This window comes from Eudoraea algarum (assembly GCF_050589645.1).
Classification (GTDB): domain Bacteria; phylum Bacteroidota; class Bacteroidia; order Flavobacteriales; family Flavobacteriaceae; genus JBNGOQ01.
Genome location: NZ_JBNGOQ010000002.1, coordinates 709,717 through 731,828, shown reverse-complemented (window position 1 = coordinate 731,828; position 22,112 = coordinate 709,717). Strand labels below are relative to the sequence as shown.

At 45.2% G+C, this 22,112-nt stretch carries 15 protein-coding genes; 4 read left to right on the top strand and 11 right to left on the bottom strand.

Annotated features, from left to right (window positions below; translation table 11 throughout):
• Positions 1–64: 64 nt before the first annotated feature.
• The 4 genes from ACRD67_RS09665 to ACRD67_RS09650 are packed head-to-tail and all read right to left on the bottom strand — an operon-like array spanning position 65 to position 4,265.
• Complete coding sequence (locus ACRD67_RS09665; protein WP_430966931.1) at positions 65–844, bottom strand: OmpA family protein; 780 nt, start codon at positions 842–844, stop codon at positions 65–67.
• A 13-nt stretch (positions 845–857) separates the two neighbouring features.
• Positions 858–2,432, bottom strand: coding sequence for an FMN-binding glutamate synthase family protein (locus ACRD67_RS09660; RefSeq protein ID WP_430966930.1), 1,575 nt, complete (start codon positions 2,430–2,432; stop codon positions 858–860).
• Positions 2,433–2,435: 3 nt separating this feature from the next.
• The gene (locus ACRD67_RS09655) at positions 2,436–3,710 is read right to left on the bottom strand and encodes an amidohydrolase (RefSeq protein ID WP_430966929.1); all 1,275 of its coding nucleotides are present in this window, start codon (positions 3,708–3,710) and stop codon (positions 2,436–2,438) included.
• 6 nt (positions 3,711–3,716) lie between these two features.
• The gene (locus ACRD67_RS09650) at positions 3,717–4,265 is read right to left on the bottom strand and encodes a DsrE family protein (RefSeq protein ID WP_430966928.1); all 549 of its coding nucleotides are present in this window, start codon (positions 4,263–4,265) and stop codon (positions 3,717–3,719) included.
• 129 nt (positions 4,266–4,394) lie between these two features.
• Between ACRD67_RS09650 and ACRD67_RS09645 the strand changes: the two genes are divergently transcribed.
• Complete coding sequence (locus ACRD67_RS09645; protein ID WP_430966927.1) at positions 4,395–6,728, top strand: ATP-dependent helicase; 2,334 nt, start codon at positions 4,395–4,397, stop codon at positions 6,726–6,728.
• Positions 6,729–6,909: 181 nt separating this feature from the next.
• Positions 6,910–7,530 (top strand): L-threonylcarbamoyladenylate synthase, encoded by a 621-nt coding sequence (locus tag ACRD67_RS09640; RefSeq protein WP_430966926.1) that lies wholly within the window; start codon positions 6,910–6,912, stop codon positions 7,528–7,530.
• Positions 7,531–7,585: 55 nt separating this feature from the next.
• Here ACRD67_RS09640 and ACRD67_RS09635 read toward each other — a convergent pair whose 3' ends face one another.
• The 3 genes from ACRD67_RS09635 to ACRD67_RS09625 all read right to left on the bottom strand — a co-directional run bounded on the left by ACRD67_RS09635 (position 7,586) and on the right by ACRD67_RS09625 (position 9,974).
• On the bottom strand, positions 7,586–8,437 hold the full coding sequence (locus ACRD67_RS09635) for an OmpA family protein (RefSeq protein ID WP_430966925.1): 852 nt from the start codon (positions 8,435–8,437) through the stop codon (positions 7,586–7,588).
• A 76-nt stretch (positions 8,438–8,513) separates the two neighbouring features.
• The gene (locus ACRD67_RS09630) at positions 8,514–9,515 is read right to left on the bottom strand and encodes a glycosyltransferase family 2 protein (RefSeq protein WP_430966924.1); all 1,002 of its coding nucleotides are present in this window, start codon (positions 9,513–9,515) and stop codon (positions 8,514–8,516) included.
• A gap of 12 nt (positions 9,516–9,527) precedes the next feature.
• Positions 9,528–9,974, bottom strand: a complete 447-nt coding sequence (locus tag ACRD67_RS09625) for a type I restriction enzyme HsdR N-terminal domain-containing protein (RefSeq protein WP_430966923.1) — start codon at positions 9,972–9,974, stop codon at positions 9,528–9,530.
• Positions 9,975–10,000: 26 nt separating this feature from the next.
• On the opposite strand from ACRD67_RS09625, the gene holA reads away from it, so the two are divergent.
• Complete coding sequence (holA, locus tag ACRD67_RS09620) at positions 10,001–11,002, top strand: DNA polymerase III subunit delta (protein WP_430966922.1); 1,002 nt, start codon at positions 10,001–10,003, stop codon at positions 11,000–11,002.
• A 2-nt stretch (positions 11,003–11,004) separates the two neighbouring features.
• On the opposite strand, the gene ACRD67_RS09615 is transcribed toward holA, so the two are convergent.
• On the bottom strand, positions 11,005–11,382 hold the full coding sequence (locus tag ACRD67_RS09615; RefSeq protein WP_430966921.1) for a DoxX family protein: 378 nt from the start codon (positions 11,380–11,382) through the stop codon (positions 11,005–11,007).
• 42 nt (positions 11,383–11,424) lie between these two features.
• Positions 11,425–13,683, bottom strand: coding sequence for an aminotransferase class III-fold pyridoxal phosphate-dependent enzyme (locus ACRD67_RS09610; RefSeq protein WP_430966920.1), 2,259 nt, complete (start codon positions 13,681–13,683; stop codon positions 11,425–11,427).
• Between the two features lie 159 nt (positions 13,684–13,842).
• Between ACRD67_RS09610 and ACRD67_RS09605 the strand changes: the two genes are divergently transcribed.
• Positions 13,843–16,620: a M16 family metallopeptidase gene (locus ACRD67_RS09605; RefSeq protein ID WP_430966919.1), complete on the top strand. Its 2,778-nt coding sequence runs from the start codon at positions 13,843–13,845 to the stop codon at positions 16,618–16,620.
• 75 nt (positions 16,621–16,695) lie between these two features.
• Here the strand turns inward: ACRD67_RS09605 and ACRD67_RS09600 are convergent, their stop codons facing one another.
• Together ACRD67_RS09600 and ACRD67_RS09595 are read right to left on the bottom strand one after the other, a co-directional pair.
• The gene (locus ACRD67_RS09600) at positions 16,696–19,107 is read right to left on the bottom strand and encodes an alpha-ketoacid dehydrogenase subunit alpha/beta (protein WP_430966918.1); all 2,412 of its coding nucleotides are present in this window, start codon (positions 19,105–19,107) and stop codon (positions 16,696–16,698) included.
• 161 nt (positions 19,108–19,268) lie between these two features.
• A complete protein-coding gene (locus ACRD67_RS09595) occupies positions 19,269–22,109 on the bottom strand; it encodes a metalloprotease (RefSeq protein WP_430966917.1) in 2,841 nt (946 codons plus the stop codon).
• Between the last annotated feature and the right edge of the window lie 3 nt (positions 22,110–22,112).

Below are 22,112 nucleotides of genomic sequence, written 5' to 3'. Positions count from 1 at the left end.
GTTTTGGATTTAGAACGAAGGATTTCTATAAAAATTATATCCTCGGACTTACATCATCTCCCTTCTACCTCCCGTTTTTCATATGCTCCCGTACCAGGAGATAAAATTGATCGAACTTGGGATGTATTTTTATATTGATTCCTTCCTTAAACCCTCCATCTTTTCCCATACTGCTGATGCGATCTGCGGCAATACCGTACTGCTTTTGAAGTGTATTGCCCACTAAGGTGGCGTGCTGCGCAGCAATATCCAACTCCCCTGTAATACTAAGTCCCTCTACGGTCGCCCGCATATCCGGATTGGCTGTCAAGACGGCTGCAATCTTTTCTAGCCAGGTCACAGCGGCCGGTGTAAGGTCATTGCTCGTAGCCTCTTCTCCAAAGAGAAAGGCTTGGCCTACGGAAACGATTACGGCTCCGTTGCTAACCGATAATTTGGCGTTTTCGCCCAGGGTCTGTTTGGCGTTGGTAAGTACTACGACTGCAGTGGAATCGTTCCGTGCTATGGCGTCGTTTACCGTTTTTAACTGTTTTTCTTTTTCCTCTAGGGTTTTAAGCGTCTTGGCCACATTTTCCGAATTTTTGTTGGAAACCTCCGCAAAACTGTTCAGATTTTTCAAGAGGGCGGCATTGGCTTCCCTTAGTTCCTTGATTTGCGCCTGTACTGCCTCATAACTGGCCAAGCTTGCTGCTTCACTTTTTTTGGATGCGGCCAGCTCACCTTCGGTGGTAGTAAGTTTGGACTTGAGCTCATCGATCTCCAAAAGAAGATCTTTCTTTTTTTGTGCGTGAAGCACGGAACAGCTTAAAAGAAGGGTCAGTGCGTATAGTAGTATTTTTTTCATAGGGGTACGGTATTTAAGCTTTAGTTTCATTCTTTTTTCTTCCGCCGAGATACATACAATCGTAAAGGTCCTGCATGTTGGTATAGGGAACGGCGGTCTTTTCATAGCCATAGGAGGCCTTAAGGTCTCTGTTAAAATCCTGATCATCAATGTTTACTTGGATGTCACACATGGTAAATTGGCAAGGGTGTTCATATCCTGCGGCATGGGTGATTTCCAAAAACTCTTTTCTAAAGGTCTTGAAGTATTGCGCCAGGCGGTCCGATTTCAGGGGGACGTCAATACCGCTCTGCAACCATTTGCTCTGTGTGGCCACCCCGGACGGGCAACGGTTGGTGTGGCATACCTGGGCCTGGATGCAGCCAATGCTCATCATAGCTTCCCTGGCCACATTTAGGCAATCTACCCCCATCGCAAATGCCATGGCCGCTTTGGCAGGGAATCCCAGCTTTCCGCTACCGATAAACACAAGACGATCGGAGAGCTTTCGCTCCTTAAAAACTTTGTACAAGTTAGAAAACCCATACACCCAGGGCAAGGAAACATGATCGGCGAAACTTGGTGGCGCAGCACCGGTACCACCTTCGCCTCCGTCAACAGTAATAAAATCAGGGCCTTTCCCTGTTTTCTGCATTAGATCGGCCAGTTCTTCCCATTGGTCCAATTTTCCAATGGCACCTTTAAGCCCTACGGGAAGACCCGTTTCCTTTGCGATGGCCTCAATAAGTTCCAACAGTTCGGGAATAGTATCGAAAGCCTTGTGTGTTGCTGGTGACAATACGTCCTTACCAACCTCCACACCACGTATCTTTGCGATTTCATGGGAAATCTTTGCTCCGGGCAGTACCCCACCCTTGCCTGGCTTTGCCCCTTGGGAAAGTTTTATTTCAATGGCCTTGATACAGGGGTTTTCGTCGACCAGGATCTTCATTTTTTCCATGGAAAAGTTCCCATCTTTATTGCGCACCCCAAAATATCCGGTGCCAAAATGAAAGATGACATCACCACCCTGTTTGTGATAGGGTGAGAGTCCGCCCTCGCCCGTGTTATGGTAGGCCCCGCTTTTGGCAACTCCCCAGTTCATGGCTTCTACGGCAGCCGCGGAAAGTGACCCAAAGCTCATCGCCGAAACATTGATTATGGAGGCTGGGCGATACGGTTTTCTGCGTTTGTTGTAGGCGCCGATTACCTTGGCACAGGGAAGGAAGGTTTTGTCAATGGCATTGGGATGATCACCCGTTACCTTGTAGGCCATCATCTGGTTCTTAATAAAGATATGCTGGTGTGCATAAATGTCGCGATCCGTACCAAAACCTTCGTAGTTGTTTTCCTTTTTGGCCGAAGCGTAGATCCAACTTCGTTCTATTCTGTTAAAGGGAAGCTCTTCCCTGTTGTTGGCCACAAAATACTGCCGCATTTCAGGACCGATACTCTCCAACCAATAGCGCAAATGACCAACTATGGGAAAGTTATGGCTTATGGTATGCGATCGCTGAAAGAAAATATCACGTAGGGCCACCAAGGCCAAAAACACCAATATCCATGCCCACCAAGGGATATTGGAAAAGATATTGAGGAAGGAATCCATGCGTTATTGGTTTAGATAATCCAAACTGATTTCGGTAAGCGCCTTTACGCCTAACAGGAGTCCGCTATCATCTATTTTAAAGTCGGGCGTATGATGTGGATAAGCCTCGGTGTTTCCAGGGGTCATCCCGCCCAAAAAGAAATAGAAACCCGGAACTTCCTTTTGAAAATACGAAAAATCCTCTGCCCCGGTAATCGCCTTATGTACTTCCACTTTTCCCTCACCTGCTACACGTTCCAGACTGGGTACCATTTGGGCTGTAAGTGCAGGGTCGTTATAGGTAATTTCAGTGGTGTTCTGTATGTCTATGGTGGCTTCACCACCATACGCCTTGGCCAAAGCAGGAACCATTTCTTTCATACGTTTGCTGATCAAGGCTTGCATGTCGTAATCCAGCGTACGGATGGTTCCGATCATTTCTGCACTTTCCGGAATGATATTGAAACGTACGCCACTGGTTATTTTTCCAACAGTAATTACCGCTGCCTCATTGGTGAGTTCTGATTCCCGACTGATAATGGTCTGCAGGCCATCAATGATCTTGGCACTGATCAGGATGGGATCTACCCCGGCCCAGGGCTGTGATCCATGAGTCTGTTTTCCCTTTACCTGAATGACAAAACGCTGTGCTGCAGCCATACTGCCCCCAGATTTGTAGCGAATAGTGCCTACCGGGGTGGCCGAGTTGATGTGAAGCCCAAAAATGGCGTCCACCTTGGGGCTTTGCAGAACACCTTCTTTTACCATAAGGAGAGCTCCCCCCTCTTCGCCAGGAGGTGCGCCTTCCTCCGCAGGTTGGAAAATAAACTTTACCGTACCTTTTATTTTGTCCTTGTTTTTTGAAAGAATTTCAGCTACACCCATGAGGATGGCCGTATGCGTGTCGTGACCGCAGGCATGCATGACCCCAACTTTTTCACCCAGAAACTCGGAGGTTACGGTCGATTTATAGGGAAGATCGTTGCGCTCCGTTACAGGCAGGGCATCTATATCTGCCCTAAGGGCCACTACCTTACCGGGGCTATTCCCCTTTAAAAGACCTACCACCCCGGTTTTGGCCACCCCGGTCTGTACTTCTATCCCGAGCGACTTTAGATGGGCGGCGATTTTTTCCGCTGTTTTGAATTCGCGATTGGAAAGTTCAGGATGCTGATGGATATCGTGGCGCCATTCGATTACTTTGCTCTCAATGGCATTGTAATCGTTTTCCAAACTTGGGCCCTGTGCATAGCTAATGGCACTGGCTATGAATACTATTAGGGAAGCTATTTTTTTCATAGGGTTTTAAAACTTTATTAGATTGTAATTATCGTTTTGCAACTGGATTAGGGCGGTCATGGCCGATAAGGACAGCTGTACCCCGGGTATGAGGTCTTCCTTGGGATACCCCCTTGCCATGGAAGACTGACCACAAAAAATTATGGCTACATCAGCAGACAGTAGGGCCTTGATCAATTCCCCATTTGGATTTTTGACGCCAAATCGTTTTTCATAGGCGGCATCGGAGAGAAGGTCCTTGGACGCTTTACTATGTACAACCAGGGCTGCCTTTAACTGTGCCTTGGGAATGCCGCTTTGTGCATGCATATTCAGAAAACGTGCCGCCGTCTCAAGACTTTTGTTCCGTTCTGTATGGCCTTCAGGGCTATTCACAATGTCAAAAACCGCCTTGTAGGTCAGGGTGGTGTCCAGTTTAAAGGCGGGTTTCTCTATGTTAAAGACCTTGCCAAAATTCTCGATTATAGGGCCGGCCTTACTTTGCTGTGAATGCACGGGAAAAAAGATCAATGCCATGGACACTATGGGGAGCAGGAACTTAATTTTTTTCATCATTTGCCTTTGATGGCCTAAATATATTCAAATCAATATAAATCAGCTTGCTATTGTTCATAATAATTAAAGGATGATTTTAGGATGGTGGTAATAATGGCTAAATTTGATTCGCTTTAAACGAAGGGTAGATTGGAGAAGTTTTTAAACGAATTGAATGAGGCGCAAAAAGCGCCGGTTTTGCATAAGGAAGGGCCTTTAATGGTCATTGCCGGTGCCGGTTCGGGCAAGACCAGGGTACTCACCTATCGCATTGCCCATCTTATGGGGCAGGGGGTAGACGCCTTCAACGTCCTGGCACTTACCTTTACCAACAAGGCGGCCAGGGAAATGAAAAAGCGGATCGCGGACATTGTGGGTGGTTCGGAGGCCAAGAACTTGTGGATGGGTACTTTTCATTCGGTTTTTGCCAAGCTCCTGCGCTTTGATGGGGACAAATTGGGTTACCCTAGCAATTTTACCATTTATGACACCCAGGATTCCCAACGCTTGATCGCATCGATAATCAGGGAAATGGGGCTGGACAAGGATATCTATAAGTACAAGCAGGTCCAAAACAGGATTTCCTCTTATAAGAACAGTTTGATTACAGTAAAGGCCTATTTTAACGATCCGGAGCTGGTAGAGGCCGATGCTATGGCTAAACGCCCTAGAATGGGAGAAATCTATAAAAATTATGTGGACCGGTGCTTCAAGGCCGGCGCCATGGATTTTGATGATCTACTACTGCGTACCAACGAGCTGCTGAGCCGTTTTCCAGAGGTACTGATGAAATATCAGGACCGATTTAGATATATCCTGGTAGATGAGTATCAGGATACCAACCATTCCCAATATTTGATTGTGAAGGCCTTGGCCGATCGTTACCAGAATATTTGTGTGGTAGGGGATGATGCCCAGAGCATCTACTCGTTCCGTGGAGCCAATATCAGCAACATTTTAAACTTTCAAAGGGACTATGAGGATGTAGCCGTTTACCGTTTGGAACAGAACTATCGCTCCACAAAGAATATTGTGAACGCGGCCAATTCCATTATCGCCAAAAACAAAAACCAACTGAAAAAGGTGGTTTGGACCGATAATGACGAGGGGGCCATGATCAAATTGCACCGAAGTATAACCGATGCCGAGGAGGGCCGTTTTGTGGCTGGCTCCATATTTGAGAACAAGATGCGCAACCAACAGTCCAATGGGGAATTCGCGGTACTCTATAGGACCAATTCGCAATCCCGGGCCATAGAGGACGCTTTGCGCAAAAAAGATATTCCTTATAGGATTTATGGCGGACTGTCTTTTTACCAACGCAAGGAGATAAAGGATGTGCTATCCTATTTGCGCCTGGTAATCAATCCAAAGGACGAGGAAGCCTTAAAACGTATTATCAATTTTCCCACCAGGGGCATTGGGCAGACCACCATGGATAAACTGTTGGTGGCTGCCAATCATTACGGTAGATCCATATTTGAGGTAATGGAAAATCTGGACCGCTTGGATTTGAAGATCAATACGGGCACAAAACGCAAGCTGAGCGATTTTGTAACCATGATCAAGAGCTTTCAGATTATGAACGAGGGATCCGATGCGTTCGCCCTGGCGGAACATGTGGCCAAAAAGACCGGAATCCTCCTAGAGTTTAAAAAAGATGGTACACCCGAAGGGATTGCCCGGATGGAGAACATAGAAGAGTTGCTTAATGGGATAAAAGATTTCGTGGAAGGACAAAAGGAACTGGCCGATGCCAAGGGAGACCTTGCCGAATTTTTGGAAGACGTGGCCCTGGCTACAGATTTGGACAAGGATACCGGTGATGATGACCGTGTTGCATTGATGACCATTCACTTGGCCAAGGGTTTGGAGTTCCCCCACGTGTACATTGTGGGTATGGAGGAAGATCTTTTTCCATCGGCCATGAGCATGAACACCAGGAGCGAACTAGAGGAAGAGCGACGCTTGTTTTACGTAGCACTTACACGAGCCGAAAAGCAGGCCTATCTTACCTATGCCCAAAACCGATATCGTTGGGGAAAGCTCATTGATGCTGAACCAAGCCGCTTTATCGAAGAAATAGATGAAAAATATGTAGAGAACCTTACACCAGTAGAGAAGGCCTACCAGTATAAATCCCTGATCAATACGGACATCTTTGGAGAGGTGGACAAAAGCAAACTACGGCAAATAAAACCTACCAATGGAAACCCGCCCAGCGTTTCCAGACCCAATGAAAGACAGCTCAAAAAATTAAGGAAGCTCAAACCCGAACTCTCCAAACCCATTGGGAACACCCACAACATAGACCCAAAACTTGTAGAGGGCGCCTTGGTAAATCATACCAGGTTCGGGCGGGGCAAGGTGCTTAAGATTGAAGGTGCGGGCAACGATAAAAAAGCGGAAATACACTTTGAGAACGGGAACGTAAAAAAGCTGTTGTTGCGTTTCGCCAAATTGGAGGTGCTCTCCGAACCCTAGGGAATGTGGGTCGGAAAATAAAAACCACTCGGAATCTTTCATCTCTGGTGTTTAATAATTAAAATTTTAGTGCGTACTTTGTTGGTCCCGTTCAAGCTTGGAAAAGCTATAGGTAGAATTTTAGTTGGATCCGGGAAAGACCCAAATTTAGAATAGCAACCATTCTTATGATTCCTTTTTTATGGCCGAATTGATTAAAATATACGAGGAAAACCCCCGGCCCGAAGCCATAAAGCAGGTGGTAGAAGTGCTAAAAAAGGGCGGCTTGGTCATTTACCCAACGGACACGATTTACGGTCTGGGGTGTGATATTACCAATGCCAGGGCCCTGGAAAAGATTGCGCGCATAAAGGGTGTGAAATTGGCAAAGGCCAACTGGTCCTTTATCTGTGCAGATTTGAGCAACTTGTCCGACTACGTCCGTCAAATAGATACGGCCACCTTTAAAATTTTAAAACGCGCGCTACCCGGGCCGTATACGTTTGTTTTGCCAGGAAACAATAATCTCCCCAAAGATTTTAAAAGGAAAAAGACCGTGGGCATCCGCGTGCCCGCTAACTCCATAGCAAGGGCTCTGGTAGCCGAATTGGGAAACCCTATAGTTTCGACCTCCATAAAAGACGAGGATGAACTGTTGGAGTATACCACGGACCCCGAACTCATTTATGAGAAATGGGAAAACCTTGTAGATGTAGTGATCGATGGGGGCTACGGGGATAACACGGCCTCCACCGTTGTAGACCTGTCCGGTGACGAACCTCTTATACTACGTGAAGGCAAGGGTAGTACAGACATTTTTTGACAAAAAAAAGCGACTCTGTTCAAGAGTCGCCTTTAGGTAGGTATATATTCGTTTTCTAGTTGTTGATAGCGGGATCTTTCATTCCCTCTTCTATCATACTGTAGAACTGATCAATTTTTGGCAATACAACAATACGGGTCCTTCTATTTTTGGCTTTGTCCGTTTCGGAAACTGGAATGTATTCCGCTCTTCCTGCTGCAGTCATCCGCTTGGGATCAACATTGTAATCGTTCTGTAAAATTCGTACGATGGCGGTTGCGCGTTTTGCACTCAAATCCCAGTTGTCCAATAATACACCACTTCTGTAAGGTACATCATCCGTGTGGCCTTCTACCATAAAATCAAAGTCTGGTTTGTTGTTGACCACCTTGGCCACCTTGCCCAAAACTTCCTTGGCTCTACTGGTCACATTATAGCTTCCACTGCTAAACAATAATTTGTCGGAAATGGATACAAACACCACACCTTTTTCCACGTTGATTTCGATATCCTCGTCGTCCAGGTTTCCTAGGACGCCCTTCAGGCTCTGTACCAAGGCCAAATTAACCGAATCCCTCCTTGTAATGGCATCTTGTAGTTTGCGAATGGTAAGGTCTTTCTCCTTTAGACTTTCCAAGGACTTTTCCAAGTTCTCCGCACCCTTGGTGGTTAGGGTAGTAAGATTTCCCATATTGTTGATCAACTCCTGGTTGTTCGCCTTAAGGAATGCGTTTTGGTCCTCCAATGTCTTCAGCCTGGAATCTGCTGATGCCTTTTCGGATAAACAATCATTGAGTTTAACGGTTGCAGAGTTCAAAAGATCCTGCGTTTCCTTCTGCTTTGCCTCTAAGTCGGCATATTTTTTCTGTGATACACAAGAAGATAGCAGTACTGCTATCCCCAAAAGGCCAAAAACGATTTTTTTCATAATACTATTACTAGGGTTAATTAATTTGATAAGTTCAAAATTAGATAAAATGCCATGTTCGAATAATGCAAATTAGTTAATCTTTTACTAAAACGTTAAATTTTCTTACCTGATTTACGAAATGCGACCACACTATGGACTTTGCCGCATAGTACTTTAGTATAAAATTAGCTTTTTCCCGCTTCCGGTACATCTTTCGGAACTGCCTATAGAAGCTGAGGTGAGCCCTTAGAATCGCCCAGCAATGGCTCAACTTTAATTGCAGAATAAATCGCAGTGCGGCCACACCGTCCAACAACAAACGCAAGAAGATGATCGGCATTGCCTTTCGCCTGGGCAGGTTTTTGGTAATGGAAAACAGGGAGTTCCGAAAGTTGAGATAGGTCTTCTTGGGATTCATATTATCCAGGGTAGATCCCCCCAAGTGATATACAAAAGCCTTACCGGTATAGAAAACCTTATATCCGCTGTTTTTGGCCCGCCAACAAAGGTCTACCTCCTCTTGATGGGCAAAATAGTCTTCATCAAATCCCTTTAAGTGCTTAAAAACTTCCCTTTTAATGAACATACAGGCGCCCGTGGCCCAAAAAATCTCCCGTACGTCATCGTATTGCCCCCTATCCTTTTCCAAGGCCTGAAATATTCTCCCCCTACAGAAGGGATAGCCCAATTGGTCTATGAAGCCCCCGGCCGCACCTGCATACTCAAAATGGTCCTTCCGTTTTAGATCTAGGATCTTGGGCTGAACGATGGCCGCCTCAGGGATGTTTCGAAAGACATCTTTTACTGGTTCGAGCCAGTTTTCCGTGACCTCCACATCCGAGTTCAACAGGCAGAAGATATCGGCTTCCACCTCCTTAAGGGCATCATTGTAGCCCTTGGCAAAGCCACCATTGCTATTGTTTTTGATAATTTTAATGTTGGGATAATGCGTTTCCAAAAAAGATACCGAACCGTCTGAGGAAGCGTTGTCCGCTACGTAGAGGTCAGCTTCTTTGGAAAATTGGGTCACCGATGGCAGGTATTTTTCCAAGAGTTTTTCCCCGTTCCAGTTGAGTATGACGATCGCTATTTTCAAAACGCTTGCAAATTAACGGCTAAAATCAGGAATATGCTCCAAAAAAGTATATTTTTCTTCTTCCAGGTCCATTTGACAGTAGTAGTGCTCCAGACCGTTGGTGACCATCAAAAACTTGGCCCGTAGCTGCATATTGTAGCGAGCGATCTGATCAAACACCGTCTGGGTTATCTTCGTATCCGGCGATTTGCACTCCACCAAAATCTCTATGGTTCCATCAGGGTTAAAAACAACAACGTCATATCTTTTTTTAAGGGTGTTCAATTGCAATTGTTTCTCTACATTGATATGACTCTTTGGGTATTTTTTATTAAATAGAAGATGGTGCACCACGTGTTGGCGAACCCATTCCTCGGGTTGTAGCACGACAAATTTTTTACGGATCACGTCAAAAATATGGACTTTATTTTCGCTATTTTTGAAGCGGAAGTCGTACGCTGAAAAATTCAGTACCTGCATGGCACAAATTTGATGATTTTTTTTTAATGGATGAAGTAAAACGAATTGTCGCGGATATCCGAAACGGAACCATTGCCCCTGTTTACTTTTTGATGGGGGAGGAACCTTATTATATTGATAAGATTGCAGCCTTTATTGAGGATCATGTGCTAACGGAGGAAGAACGGGGATTCAATCAAATGGTACTTTATGGAAAGGATGTATCCATTGAGAGTATTGTTTCCAATGCCAAACGCTATCCCATGATGGCTGAGAAGCAAGTGGTCATTGTTAAGGAGGCCCAACACCTTTCGCGTTCCATAGACAGTTTGAGCTCGTATGTGGATCAACCACAGACCAGCACGGTTTTGGTCATTTGTTACAAGTATGCCAAATTGGACAAACGCAAAAAATTGTACAAATCGCTACAGAACAATGGCGTCCTGTTCGAGAGTAAAAAACTTTACGAAAACCAGGTCTCCGAATGGATCCGTAAGGTAATGCAGGGCAGGGGATATCGCATTGCCCCCAAAGCGGCGATGTTGCTGGTGGAATTTTTGGGTACCGACCTCAGCAAGATCAACAACGAACTGGAAAAACTACAATTGGTAATTCCAAAAGAAAAAGAAATCACCGCAGAAGCGATAGAGGAGAACATTGGGATAAGCAAGGATTACAACAATTTTGAACTGAAAAAAGCCATTGGCGAACGCAATATCCTTAAGGCAACCCGCATCATCAATTATTTTGCGCAAAACCCAAAGGACAACCCCCTGGTGGTTACCATAACCTTGTTGCACACCTTTTTTTCCCAGTTGTTGAATTACCATGGACTCAATGATCACTCCCCAAGAAATGTGGCAAGTACCTTAGGGGTAAACCCTTATTTTGTGAGTGAATACCAGATCGCGGCAAAAAACTATCCCATGAAAAAGGTGAGCCGTATAATTGCCCAGCTAAGGGAACTGGATCTCAAAGGAAAAGGGGTAGGGGCCCAAAATATTTCCCAGGCCGACCTGTTGAAGGAACTACTTGTAAAAATTATCTAACACTACCTTTTGTCAATGCTATATCGGCCAGGGCCCAATAGCATAACGGTCAGTAAAGCTGTTAAATACAGCAAGGCCAATTCCTTGTTTTTAAATGGATCGGAGCCATGGATCATGAAGGCGGCCACAAGCATAACTATTGCTGGAGGTACCGTAGCCCATCTGGTCTTATAACCGATAATGATCAGGATTGGACAAACAAATTCTCCGATGACCGCTAGAAAAAGTGAGGGAGAAGCTCCGATGCCCAATGGATTGGGAAATTCAAAATTACCATTTATTAGCTTTTGAAATTTGGGAATACCATGGGTAAGCAACATGGCCGATGAGGCAATTCTGAGCACGGCCAGACCTAGGTCATTTTTTAAGCTGTTTTTCATTAATAATAAGATTTGAATGCCAGTAAATGTATCGTTTTTTTGCTAAAGTATGGTCAATTCCTCGAGAATTGATGCCATTTGGCCTACCAATTTCCTCGAATCAGATTTATTGAAAGCGAGTGGTGGTTTAATCTTTAAAACATTGTCAAAAGGACCGTCGGTGCCTATTAAAATGTGACGTTCACGTAGGCCGTTCTTAATCTTGGAAGCCAGTTGGGTAAGGGGTTTTCCGTTCGTATCAGTAAGTTCCACACCTATAAAAAGCCCCGCCCCCCGCACGTCGGCAATTTGAGGGTAGCGTTTCCCAAGGTCTGCTAAAAGGGTCATTAAATAATCTCCTACATCCCTGGCATGTTCTTGTAGACCTTCTTCTTGTATTACATCAAGTACGGAATGGCCAATGGCACAGGAAACCGGATTGCCTCCAAAGGAGCTAAAAAATTCCAAGCCGTTATCAAATTCTTTGGCCATTGCCTCTGTGGTCACCACTGCACCAATGGGATGGCCATTTCCCATGGGTTTCCCCAGAATGACCATATCAGGTACTATCCCGTGCATTTCAAAACCCCAAAAATGGCTTCCCAGTCGGCCAAAACCCACCTGCACCTCATCGCTAATGCAGATACCTCCCTGTTGCCTTATTTTGGGATAGACGTTTTTAAGGTAACCCGGGGCCAAGGGAACCTGTCCGCCGCAGCCCATGAAGGGTTCTGCGATAAAAGCAGCAATGTCATTTTGATCTATTTGGATCAGTTCCGTCGCAAGTGCCGCAAAGTGCTCCCCGGCCCCCTGCTCATTGTCAAAACCAGATGCAAACACTTTTGGCATGGGTGCCTTGATTATAAAATCCTTTTGTCCGCTTCCTCCCTTGCCTTGATACTTATAATGACTAATATCAATGCCCAATTGCGTGTTTCCATGATACCCATGTTCAAGGGCCATCACCTTATTTTTTTTGGTAGTGGTCAAGGCCATGCGAATAGCCAAGTCTGTGGCAGCGCTGCCCGAGTTTACCAAGAAAACCTTGGACAACTTTTCTGGGAACAGGGAAAGTAATCTTTCGCCATAAGCCAGGAGTTCCTCATACAAATATCGTGTGTTGGTGTTCAATTTTGCCAGGGTCCTTTGCCCGGCTCTCACTACCTTGGGGTGGCAATGCCCTACCAACATAATGTTGTTATAGGCGTCCAAAATGGTGTTTCCCTCTGCATCGTACATATATTGAAAGGCCGATCGGGACATTTCAATGGGTTGGCGATAACTCAGGGAGAGCGACGGACTTAAAAGGGCCTTTCTTCTTTTGAGTTGATGGTCTGGTTTTGTTTTTGGGGGCAGTGGAAGGCCCGCAGCTTTTTTGAAGGTTTCCCTGGCTTTTATGGGACTAATCGTTATCCATTTCCGCAAGAGTTCCCATGCCGGCTTTTCGCTTATGACAATATAGTCCGAATCGGGCTTTGATTTTTTGCTATGGGCAGAATTGCATACGCTGGTACATAACCTGGCCGCTATCAAGTAATAAAGGATGTCCAGTTCCTTTTCCTCCAGGGGATACGTTTGGTGGTACCCTTGTATTACAGGAATTGCAATGTCCAAGGGGTTTTCCTTTTCCATCATCACATAGGTAAGGGCCACGGCCACTTCGTTGATGATCCAGGTGTAGCACATATCACCAAAGTCGATGATACCCGAAACCCTTCCGTTTTGGACCAGTACATTCCAATCGTTGGCGTCATTGTGCAGGATGCCTTTCCTGAGCTGGTGTGCCACGGGGCTCAAATGTTCATCGAATTGTAGGAAAAAATAATCCACAAGGTTCCTGTCCCGTACATTTCCTATATGGTGCAACAGTGACCGGCTGTTCCTAAAATGTTTTAAATCCCATACCGTCTCCTTGGCCATGATAGCGGCTTCATAGGTCTTTTCAAGAGCCTTGTCCATTTGCCCCAAAAAAACACCGAAGGAATGTAATAGGGCCCCGGTATGGGGTACCTGATTTAGAAAATCACCTTCCACAAAAGACAGCAATTGGTAGACCCAATCACCACTTATACCCAGCGATTCGCCAGCGGTAGTTAAGATGTTGTTGGGAAAATCGTAGGCCTCCAGAGCGGCCAAGCGCACAAAAATTTTGGCCTCGGCCTGCAATAGGGCTATGGTCCCGGACGTGTTTGGGTGCTGCTTTAACACGTAGACTCCGCTTTTGTGCACTACTTTAAAGTTAATACTATCATAGCCCTCTAGCCGACTTGTCCTAGTTTCGGTAAGCGAATAAAATTCTTCCAAAATGGTGTCCATGTCCATGCGGTGCAAAGCTATGATCTTGGAATAAACTTAGGGCAATTTTACGATACAGAAAAAAGAATTATACAAAAAGGACCTCTCATAAAAAATTGTATATGAGCGCTACTAGCAGTATATTTATGCTTAGACTTTGGACTAATTATAATTAAATCATCAATCATGAAAAAAGTAGCATTTTTTTTGCTGCTGGTTTTTGTTATGCAGAAACAGCAAGCACAGGGCTTTGAATTTAAAGCCTCCGACATTGAAATTCCCTATGAACGTTTTGAACTGCCCAATGGGCTTACTTTATTGGTCCATGAAGACCATAAGGCCCCTATAGCCGCGGTAAACGTGTGGTACCATGTAGGCTCCAAGAACGAGAAGCCTGGAAAGAGCGGGTTTGCCCATTTGTTTGAACATTTAATGTTTAACGGAAGTGAAAATTTTAATGACGACTATTTTCAGGCATTGGAGCGCATTGGGGGTACGGATCTAAACGGTACTACGAACAACGACCGCACCAATTATTTCCAAAATGTTCCCGTTTCCGCCCTGGACCAGGTCCTTTTTTTAGAATCGGATAGAATGGGGCATTTGCTGGGCGCTATCGACCAAGAACGGCTAGATGAACAAAGGGGTGTTGTACAAAACGAAAAAAGGCAGGGTGAAAATCAGCCTTATGGGAAACAGTACGATTATCTTACCAAGGCCATGTATCCCAAAGGCCATCCATACTCCTGGACCGTAATTGGGGAGATGGAAGACCTCAATGCCGCTTCCCTAGAGGACGTACACGAGTGGTTTAAAAGTTATTACGGCGCGGCGAATGCCGTAGTGGCCGTAGCGGGCGACATCAATCCGCAAGAGGTATACCAAAAAGTGTTGAACTACTTTGGTGACATTCCTTCCGGACCAACCATAGAACGACAGGAAGTGAACATTCCCCGCCGCACCGGCGATACCTATCAGGTCTACCAGGATAGGGTACCGGAAACCCGGGTACTGTTTGCATGGAATACCCCTCAATTTGGTGATAAGGAGGACATTCACTTCGATTTGATCTCCGCTATTTTGACCAGTGGGAAAAATTCCAGACTGTACAAAAAATTGATTTATGAAGACCAAATAGCCAGTTCGGTGGTTGCTTTTCAAGCGTCGAGCGAGATTTCGAGCAGGTTTATTAGCTGGGCCAATGTGAAACCCGGTGGCGATGTAGAGGAAGTGAAGTCCAAACTTTGGGCAGAAATAGATAATCTTATTCAAAATGGCCCTACCGAGGCCGAACTCAAAAGGGTAAAGGCGGCCTACTTTGCCAATTTCATTAAGGGGTTGGAGCGTATTGGAGGTTTTGGCGGGGTATCGGATATCCTAGCTTCCAACGAAACCTATTTCGGCGATGCTTCCTACTACAAAACAGTGCTTAAGTACGTAGAGGATGCCACTATTGACGATATTAAGAAGACGGCCCAGAAATGGCTTACCCAAGGCAAACATGTGCTGATTTGCAATCCTTTTCCTGAATATAAGGTTGAAGCAAGCACCGTTGATCGCTCCAAACTACCCGAACTGGGTGCTCCCAAGAGTTCCAAGTTTCCCGATTTGGAACGGGCCAAACTCTCTAACGGACTTAATGTAATTTTGGCCAAACGGGCCGGTGTACCTACGGTAGTAATGAACCTTATGGTGAATGCGGGTTACAAGACAGACCATTTGGCCAGTCCTGGTACAGCGTCGCTGGCCATGGACCTCTTGGACGAAGGCACCCAGGACCTAAACTCCCTGCAGATCAATGAAAAATTACAGCTTTTGGGCGCAAGCCTTAATACCTTTTCCAATCAGGATATTTCCAGTGTGTATATGAATACCCTTAAGCCTAGTCTAGGGGAAAGCCTGGATCTATTTGCCGATGTGGTATTGAACCCTTCCTTTCCGCAAAATGAATTTCAGCGCCTGCAGGCAGAGCAGATCAATGATATTAAAACCGAAAAATCGCAGCCGATCTCCATGGCGTTGCGAGTCATGACCAAATACCTGTACGGAGAAGGACATCCCTATAGCAACCCGTACACAGGCTCTGGTTTTGAGGAGACGGTGGGCAAATTGACCCGGGCAGATGTTCAGAAGTTCTACGATACATGGATGAAGCCAAACAATGCCACCTTGGTGGTGACCGGGGATGTGGAGATGAATGAGTTGACTTCCAAGTTGGAAAAATCCCTTGGCAAATGGAAAAAGGGAGCGGTGCCTTCCATTACTTTTGGCAAACCGACGGTCAGTTCAAAAAATACACTGTACTTAATGAACCGTCCGGAATCGCAGCAATCTGTTATCATTGCGGGGCACCTTACCGAAAAATACGGGGACGTTTCCGAGGTGGCCCTGGAGCAGATGGTAAGTATTCTCGGTGGTGATTTTACTTCCAGAATCAATATGAACCTCAGGGAGGATAAACATTGGGCCTACGGTGCCGGTGGTTTTGTCCTGGGCGCCAAGGAAGAACGACCATTCATAATGTATGCCCCTGTACAGACCGATAAATCTGCGGAATCGGTAACCGAGCTGCGCAAGGAAATCTCGGAATTTACCACCACAAGACCGGCTACACAGCAAGAATTGGATAAGGTGAAGACCAATCAGGTATTGAAACTTCCCGGACAGTGGGAGACCAATACTGCCGTGAACAACTCTTTGGCCAATATAGTACGCTACGGATTGGCCGATGATTATTATCAGAAATACGATGGTAATGTTAGGAACCTTTCCCTTGACGAAGTGCAAGAGGTGAGCCAAAAAGTAGTAAAACCCAATGAAGTAAACTGGTTTATGGTGGGGGATAGGGCCAAAATAATAGACAAGTTGGATGAACTGGGCTTTGATGCCATCATTGAAATAGACGCGGATGGAAACCCCATTACGCCGGCCATCAAGGAACCGGAAATGGATATCAAGAACTAAAGGCTCGATTTTGTAAAGGTTTAAAATAAAAATCCCGCTCCAAGAGCGGGATTTTTTAATCCATGTGAAGTTTTATTAGCGCAAACTTGGGTAATCCTGTGGGTTGGACTCGTGCATAATTTCGTATACCTTTTCAAAAATATCCTCGGCATTGGGTTTTGAAAAATAATCGCCATCTGTGGCGTATGCCGGTCTATGGTCTTTTCCGGTAAGTGTTTGTGGGGCACTGTCCAAGTATTTGTATCCACCCTGTTTTTCTACAATTTCCTGAACAAGGTAAGCTGAACATCCTCCGGGGACATCTTCATCTATTACAAGAAGGCGGTTGGTCTTTTTAACGCTCTTGAGGACATCGTGATCTATATCGAAAGGCATAAGGCTCTGTGCATCGATTACTTCGGCATCGATACCTACTTCTTTCAGATCCTGGGCCACCTGGGTCACGATACGTAGTGTAGATCCGTATGACAGCAAGGTAATGTCTCTACCTTCCTTGATGGTCTCCACCACGCCTATGGGCGTACAGAGTTCCCCTAGATTATTTGGCTTGGGCTCCTTTAAACGATATCCGTTAAGACTTTCGATGACCAAAGCGGGTTCATCGCTTTTCATAAGGGTATTATAGAAACCGGCCGCTCGGGTCATATCCCTTGGAACAAGGATGTACATCCCTCGTAAGAGATGAATGAGCCCACCCATTTGCGAACCGGAATGCCAGATACCTTCCAAACGATGTCCACGCGTCCTTACGATAAGGGGTGCCTTTTGTTTTCCTAGCGTACGGTACATCAACGTAGCCAAATCGTCACTTAGCGTCTGAATGGCGTACAGTATATAATCCAAATATTGTATTTCTGCTATGGGGCGTAGTCCCCTGAGCGCAAGCCCGATCCCTTGTCCGATTATGGTAGCTTCACGAATTCCGGTGTCCGCGACCCGCAAGGCGCCATATTTTTTCTGTAGCCCCTCCAACCCCTGGTTCACATCTCCAATGGTGCCGCTATCCTCTCCGAAGATCAGGGCTTCAGGGTACTTGTCAAAAAGGGCATCAAAATTATCCCGAAGGATAATCCTACCGTCCACTTTTTCAGAAGTACCATCGTATTCCGGTCTAACTTCGGAAATGTTCGTGGCCTTATTGGCAAGTTCACTAAATAAATGGGAACTGTATTTGGGTTGTGTTTCCTCCAAGAACTCGGAAATCCATTGGGTCAACGCGTTTTTTTCAGCGGTTGTTTCCCCAAGGAGGTACCTCAGGGCCCTTCTCGATTTGGACGCCAAATCCTTCTTTATAGGCTCCTCAATAGCTATGAGGTCATTTTTTATTTTGGTGATAAAAGCCTTATTGGGGCTGCTATTGGCAACGTTTTCAAGTAGTTGAACCAAGATCCTTTTGGTTTCCTTATGGGGTTCCAAAAACTCGGCCCAAGCTTCTTTTTTGGCCGTTCTAACCTCCCTTTTTATGGCTTTTTCAGTAGCCTTAAGATCTTCTTCGGTTGCAATGCCCTTTTCAAGGATCCACTCCCTAAAGCGCTTGTTGCAATCGTTCTCCTTTTCCCATTCCAAGCGTTCCTCGGTCTTATATCTTTCATGGGAACCGGAAGTGGAGTGCCCTTGTGGTTGCGTTAGCTCCACGACGTGAATTAGCACCGGAATATGGGATTCACGGGAGATATCGGAGGCATTTTCATAAGTATGTATCAAGGCGGTATAGTCCCAACCCTTGACCTTTAGTATTTCATAGCCCGCGTTGTTTTCATCACGTTGGAACCCTTTTAACACTTCGGAAATATTTTCCTTGGTGGTATGGTGTTTTGCTGGTACCGAAATCCCATAGTCGTCGTCCCAAACACTGATAATCATGGGCACCTGCAATACGCCTCCTGCATTTACAGTTTCGAAAAACAAACCCTCACTGGTACTCGCATTGCCAATGGTGCCCCAGGCAACTTCGTTCCCCTTGTTGGAAAACTTCCGCGCATCAATACCACGTACATGTCGATAAATTTTAGAAGCTTGTGCCAAGCCCAATAAGCGAGGCATCTGCGCAGCGGTGGGGGAGATGTCCGCACTGCTGTTTTTTTGTGCCGTTAGGTCCTTCCAACTACCATCTTCGTTGAGGCTATAGGTCACAAAATGCCCGCCCATTTGCCTACCGGCACTCATGGGTTCTTGCTCAATGTTGGTGGTGGCATAGAGGCCGTGGAAGAAATCCTTGGGTTTTAACACGCCCAAGGCCATCATGAACGTTTGATCGCGATAATACCCGCTTCGGAAATCACCGTTCTTAAAAGAACGTGCCATGGCCAACTGGGGAAGTTCCTTTCCATCTCCAAATATTCCGAACTTGGCCTTTCCGGTGAGTACCTCCCTTCTTCCCAACAGGCTGCATTCCCTACTGGTTACGGCAATCTCATAATCCTTTAGGATCTGTGTCCTAAAATCGTCAAAGGAAATATCCTCACTGGTCTGAAATTTAACGTCCATTAAGAAATGTCAATTTTCCACAAAAGTATCAAAATAGAATCAGTTTTGCAATCAATAAAAAGGGTAATTTATTAATGATTTACTAAAAAAGGCACATTTTAAGCCTGTATTGTTAATTATAATACAAGAAAAACAATTTTTTTTGAGAATTTATCAAGGGGTTAAAACCATTTTCTATTGAAAAGCCTCAGGAGTGTTTTGGGACTCAGGGTCACCACAAAACGAATCTTTTCCTCGTAATTGTTCTGCGCAATTTCCCAGCCATTGTTGGAATATACCGGAAAATAGAGCTCGAAAAAATCGGTCACCAAATTCAAACGGACCCCGGAATCGTACACGAACCTTGTACTTACATCGGTGTTTTTGATGAACCCGACATCCCCGTAAAGTTCTATCCATCGCCAAAGACTAAAACTGGTGTTGGCCGTGGTAATCCAATCGTTGGCAAAGGGATTTTCCAACTGGGACTTAAACCCGCCTTCCGCAATGATAATCTGCTGACTGGCAAGTCCGGCATCTTCCGACCGCCCTATATAGTTAAAGTCAAACAAATAATCGGTAGGTCTATCCAGCGCAAAACTAAAGAAATCGGAGTCGGTCCTGTTCCGCAAAAACTTACCGGCAAAGAAGCGAAAGTTGAACTGGGTGTTGTTTTGAAAAAGTTTCCGATATTCCAAGTTAAAGGCAAGCTTGCTAAAGTCGCTCGAATGTTGGGCATCCACAAACCAGGAAATATAATCAATGATACCTATATTGGAGTTGGTATAACGCGCATTGAGTACGCTGTAGTCCGGATCGGTTTCCAGTTCGTCCAAACTCTCATCAATGGTCCTAAAGACATTGACCCACCTAAAGGAAAGGGCCTGTCTTTTGTTGGAAATCAGGTTATCCGGACGCCATCCGAAACTTATAGATGGAGTAACGGTTGCAAAACGGGAGTTGGTCTGAAAGTGGAAAGTGGAACCCCGAAGGGTATAGTTGGTTACAAAATGACCACTTTTCTCATGATAATCCGTGTAGGAAAATCTTCCGAAACCCACCAGGGACCGCTCCAAGAATCCAATAGACGGTGAAAAATCGAACACAAATGGACGCTGCAACAGGGATTTGTTGGTCAACCGAAGCCCCGGCGTGATACCATCATAGATATTAAAAGTGGCCACCGGGACATAGAAGATCTGATTGTAATAGGGATCTTCAGCGTCCTTAAAGAATTGGAATTTCAATTTTTTGTTACTGGAGAAAAAACCATTGAGCGATTTCCAATTGTCGCGTTGATTAAATTCCGGTATTTTTTGGTCATAGTTCAGCACTAAACGGTCTTCCCCGTTTCGGGGAATGATAAAGGTCTTCTCTTCCTTGATATCGGTCAACCAATATTTGGAAACCACGGAATCCTTTTGGAGCCCGAAAAGGGATATGGGCACATTGGTTCCCTGCTTATTTTTGATCGTCACCCCAAGGGAATCCGAACTCTTGGTAATCTTTTTGATTTTGAAATCGATTTTTTCCCGGGTAGATACGTATTCATCAAAGAACCAAGTAATGTCCAGGTCCGTAGCGCTTTCCAAAATGGTTTGCAGGTCCTTGGCGGTAACCGATTTAAGCTTATATGAATTACTAAAGCTACTTATGCTTTGATCTACTTTTTCCTTCCCGATATAATCTGCCAAATAGGCCAATCCCAATCCTGCTTTATATCTGTTGGCAATTTTTTGATTGAACTTAATCAGGGAATCATTGGGTGTGATCAAGGATTGTTCCAGGTTTCTGCGTGCCGTTAGCATATGCAGTAGGGGATATTGTTCATTAAAACCCATTTTGGCCAGATGAAAACCTCTAACCCCCCATACCTTGGACAGCTTGCCCAATAATTTTTGCTCGGGATAGTAGGTTTCCACATAATTGATCATCAGATAGTTTAATAGGGCATCGGTAACCCATTGCTCTTTTCTAGGATTGATGAACATGGTTTCCCTGAGATAACTGCCTAATGCCGTCTTGAGAAACTTCATTTCAAACTGGAACTGTTCTGCATAGGGCCTAATAAAGGACGGGAGCTGATTGATGCCGTACAACGGGCTCTTGTTGTAGTCTATTTCACTTACCAAGAGGGAACCATGGGGGTACTCCCCCAAATTTTCGAAGATAAACTTGGAAACCTTATTGATGGAGATGCCTTGTGATATTTTATCATACTTGGCAGATTCAATATCCGTAGCCACTGTTAAATGCCTGCTAACATGTTTCGTAAACCTATTGATTGGGTCAAGTATAATTTCACAGCTCTTTTGGCTGGTTCCTTTTAGGCTAATCTGTTGACCTCTTGGAAAGGAAGAGACGGCAGATTCCTCATAGTTACTGTTCAGGGATAGTCCTGCGGGATACACAAAATTAATGCGTGTGTTGGCTGCCTCGGTATACAGGTCTTCCAGGTTCTTGTTGGAATAAATTTGCCACTCCCTATTGTAGACCGCTGGGGTAAGGTACCAATCCTTCAGGTAATATCGATTGCGGCCGTCATAACCATAAGGCGTATACCTTTTGGGAGGCAATTTCACTTCATAGGAGATAAAGATTTGTACGGAATCCTGTGGGGCCAGCGCCTCCCTTGGGATAATCATAATAATATCTTTTCCCTCGGTACGCTGCCATTGAAGTCCCCGGTATTGGTCATCTACCGTGCTGATGATCTTGGTTGCACCCCTTTCCTTGTCCTTGGCCAAATGCAAACTTTTCTTAAATTCCTCAGCAAAACGTTTGGCCAAGGCGGTGTTTTTGTCCGAATAAGCATTTGCCCAATCATTGAAATACAAGATTCGGAGCGTATCCGTGGATGTATTTATGTAAGTGAATTTTTGTTGTATGCTGATGACCTTGGTTTCCCCATCGAGCGTAGCCTTTATTTCGTTGATGTGCTGTCCATGGACCATGCCGTACCTCAGCAAAAAAAGAAAAATGCCAAAGGTGTTGAATATGTATATCGCCTTTTTCCGGGACATAGT

Coding starts and splice junctions, on each gene's coding strand:
- ACRD67_RS09660 (WP_430966930.1), bottom strand. CDS start 2,432: ATGGATTCCTTCCTCAATATCTTTTCCAATATCCCTTGGTGGGCATGG.
- ACRD67_RS09665 (WP_430966931.1), bottom strand. CDS start 844: ATGAAAAAAATACTACTATACGCACTGACCCTTCTTTTAAGCTGTTCC.
- ACRD67_RS09650 (WP_430966928.1), bottom strand. CDS start 4,265: ATGATGAAAAAAATTAAGTTCCTGCTCCCCATAGTGTCCATGGCATTG.
- ACRD67_RS09605 (WP_430966919.1), top strand. CDS start 13,843: ATGAAAAAAGTAGCATTTTTTTTGCTGCTGGTTTTTGTTATGCAGAAA.
- ACRD67_RS09655 (WP_430966929.1), bottom strand. CDS start 3,710: ATGAAAAAAATAGCTTCCCTAATAGTATTCATAGCCAGTGCCATTAGC.
- ACRD67_RS09635 (WP_430966925.1), bottom strand. CDS start 8,437: ATGAAAAAAATCGTTTTTGGCCTTTTGGGGATAGCAGTACTGCTATCT.
- ACRD67_RS09625 (WP_430966923.1), bottom strand. CDS start 9,974: ATGCAGGTACTGAATTTTTCAGCGTACGACTTCCGCTTCAAAAATAGC.
- ACRD67_RS09640 (WP_430966926.1), top strand. CDS start 6,910: ATGGCCGAATTGATTAAAATATACGAGGAAAACCCCCGGCCCGAAGCC.
- ACRD67_RS09595 (WP_430966917.1), bottom strand. CDS start 22,109: ATGTCCCGGAAAAAGGCGATATACATATTCAACACCTTTGGCATTTTT.
- ACRD67_RS09610 (WP_430966920.1), bottom strand. CDS start 13,683: ATGGACATGGACACCATTTTGGAAGAATTTTATTCGCTTACCGAAACT.
- ACRD67_RS09600 (WP_430966918.1), bottom strand. CDS start 19,107: ATGGACGTTAAATTTCAGACCAGTGAGGATATTTCCTTTGACGATTTT.
- ACRD67_RS09615 (WP_430966921.1), bottom strand. CDS start 11,382: ATGAAAAACAGCTTAAAAAATGACCTAGGTCTGGCCGTGCTCAGAATT.
- holA (WP_430966922.1), top strand. CDS start 10,001: ATGGATGAAGTAAAACGAATTGTCGCGGATATCCGAAACGGAACCATT.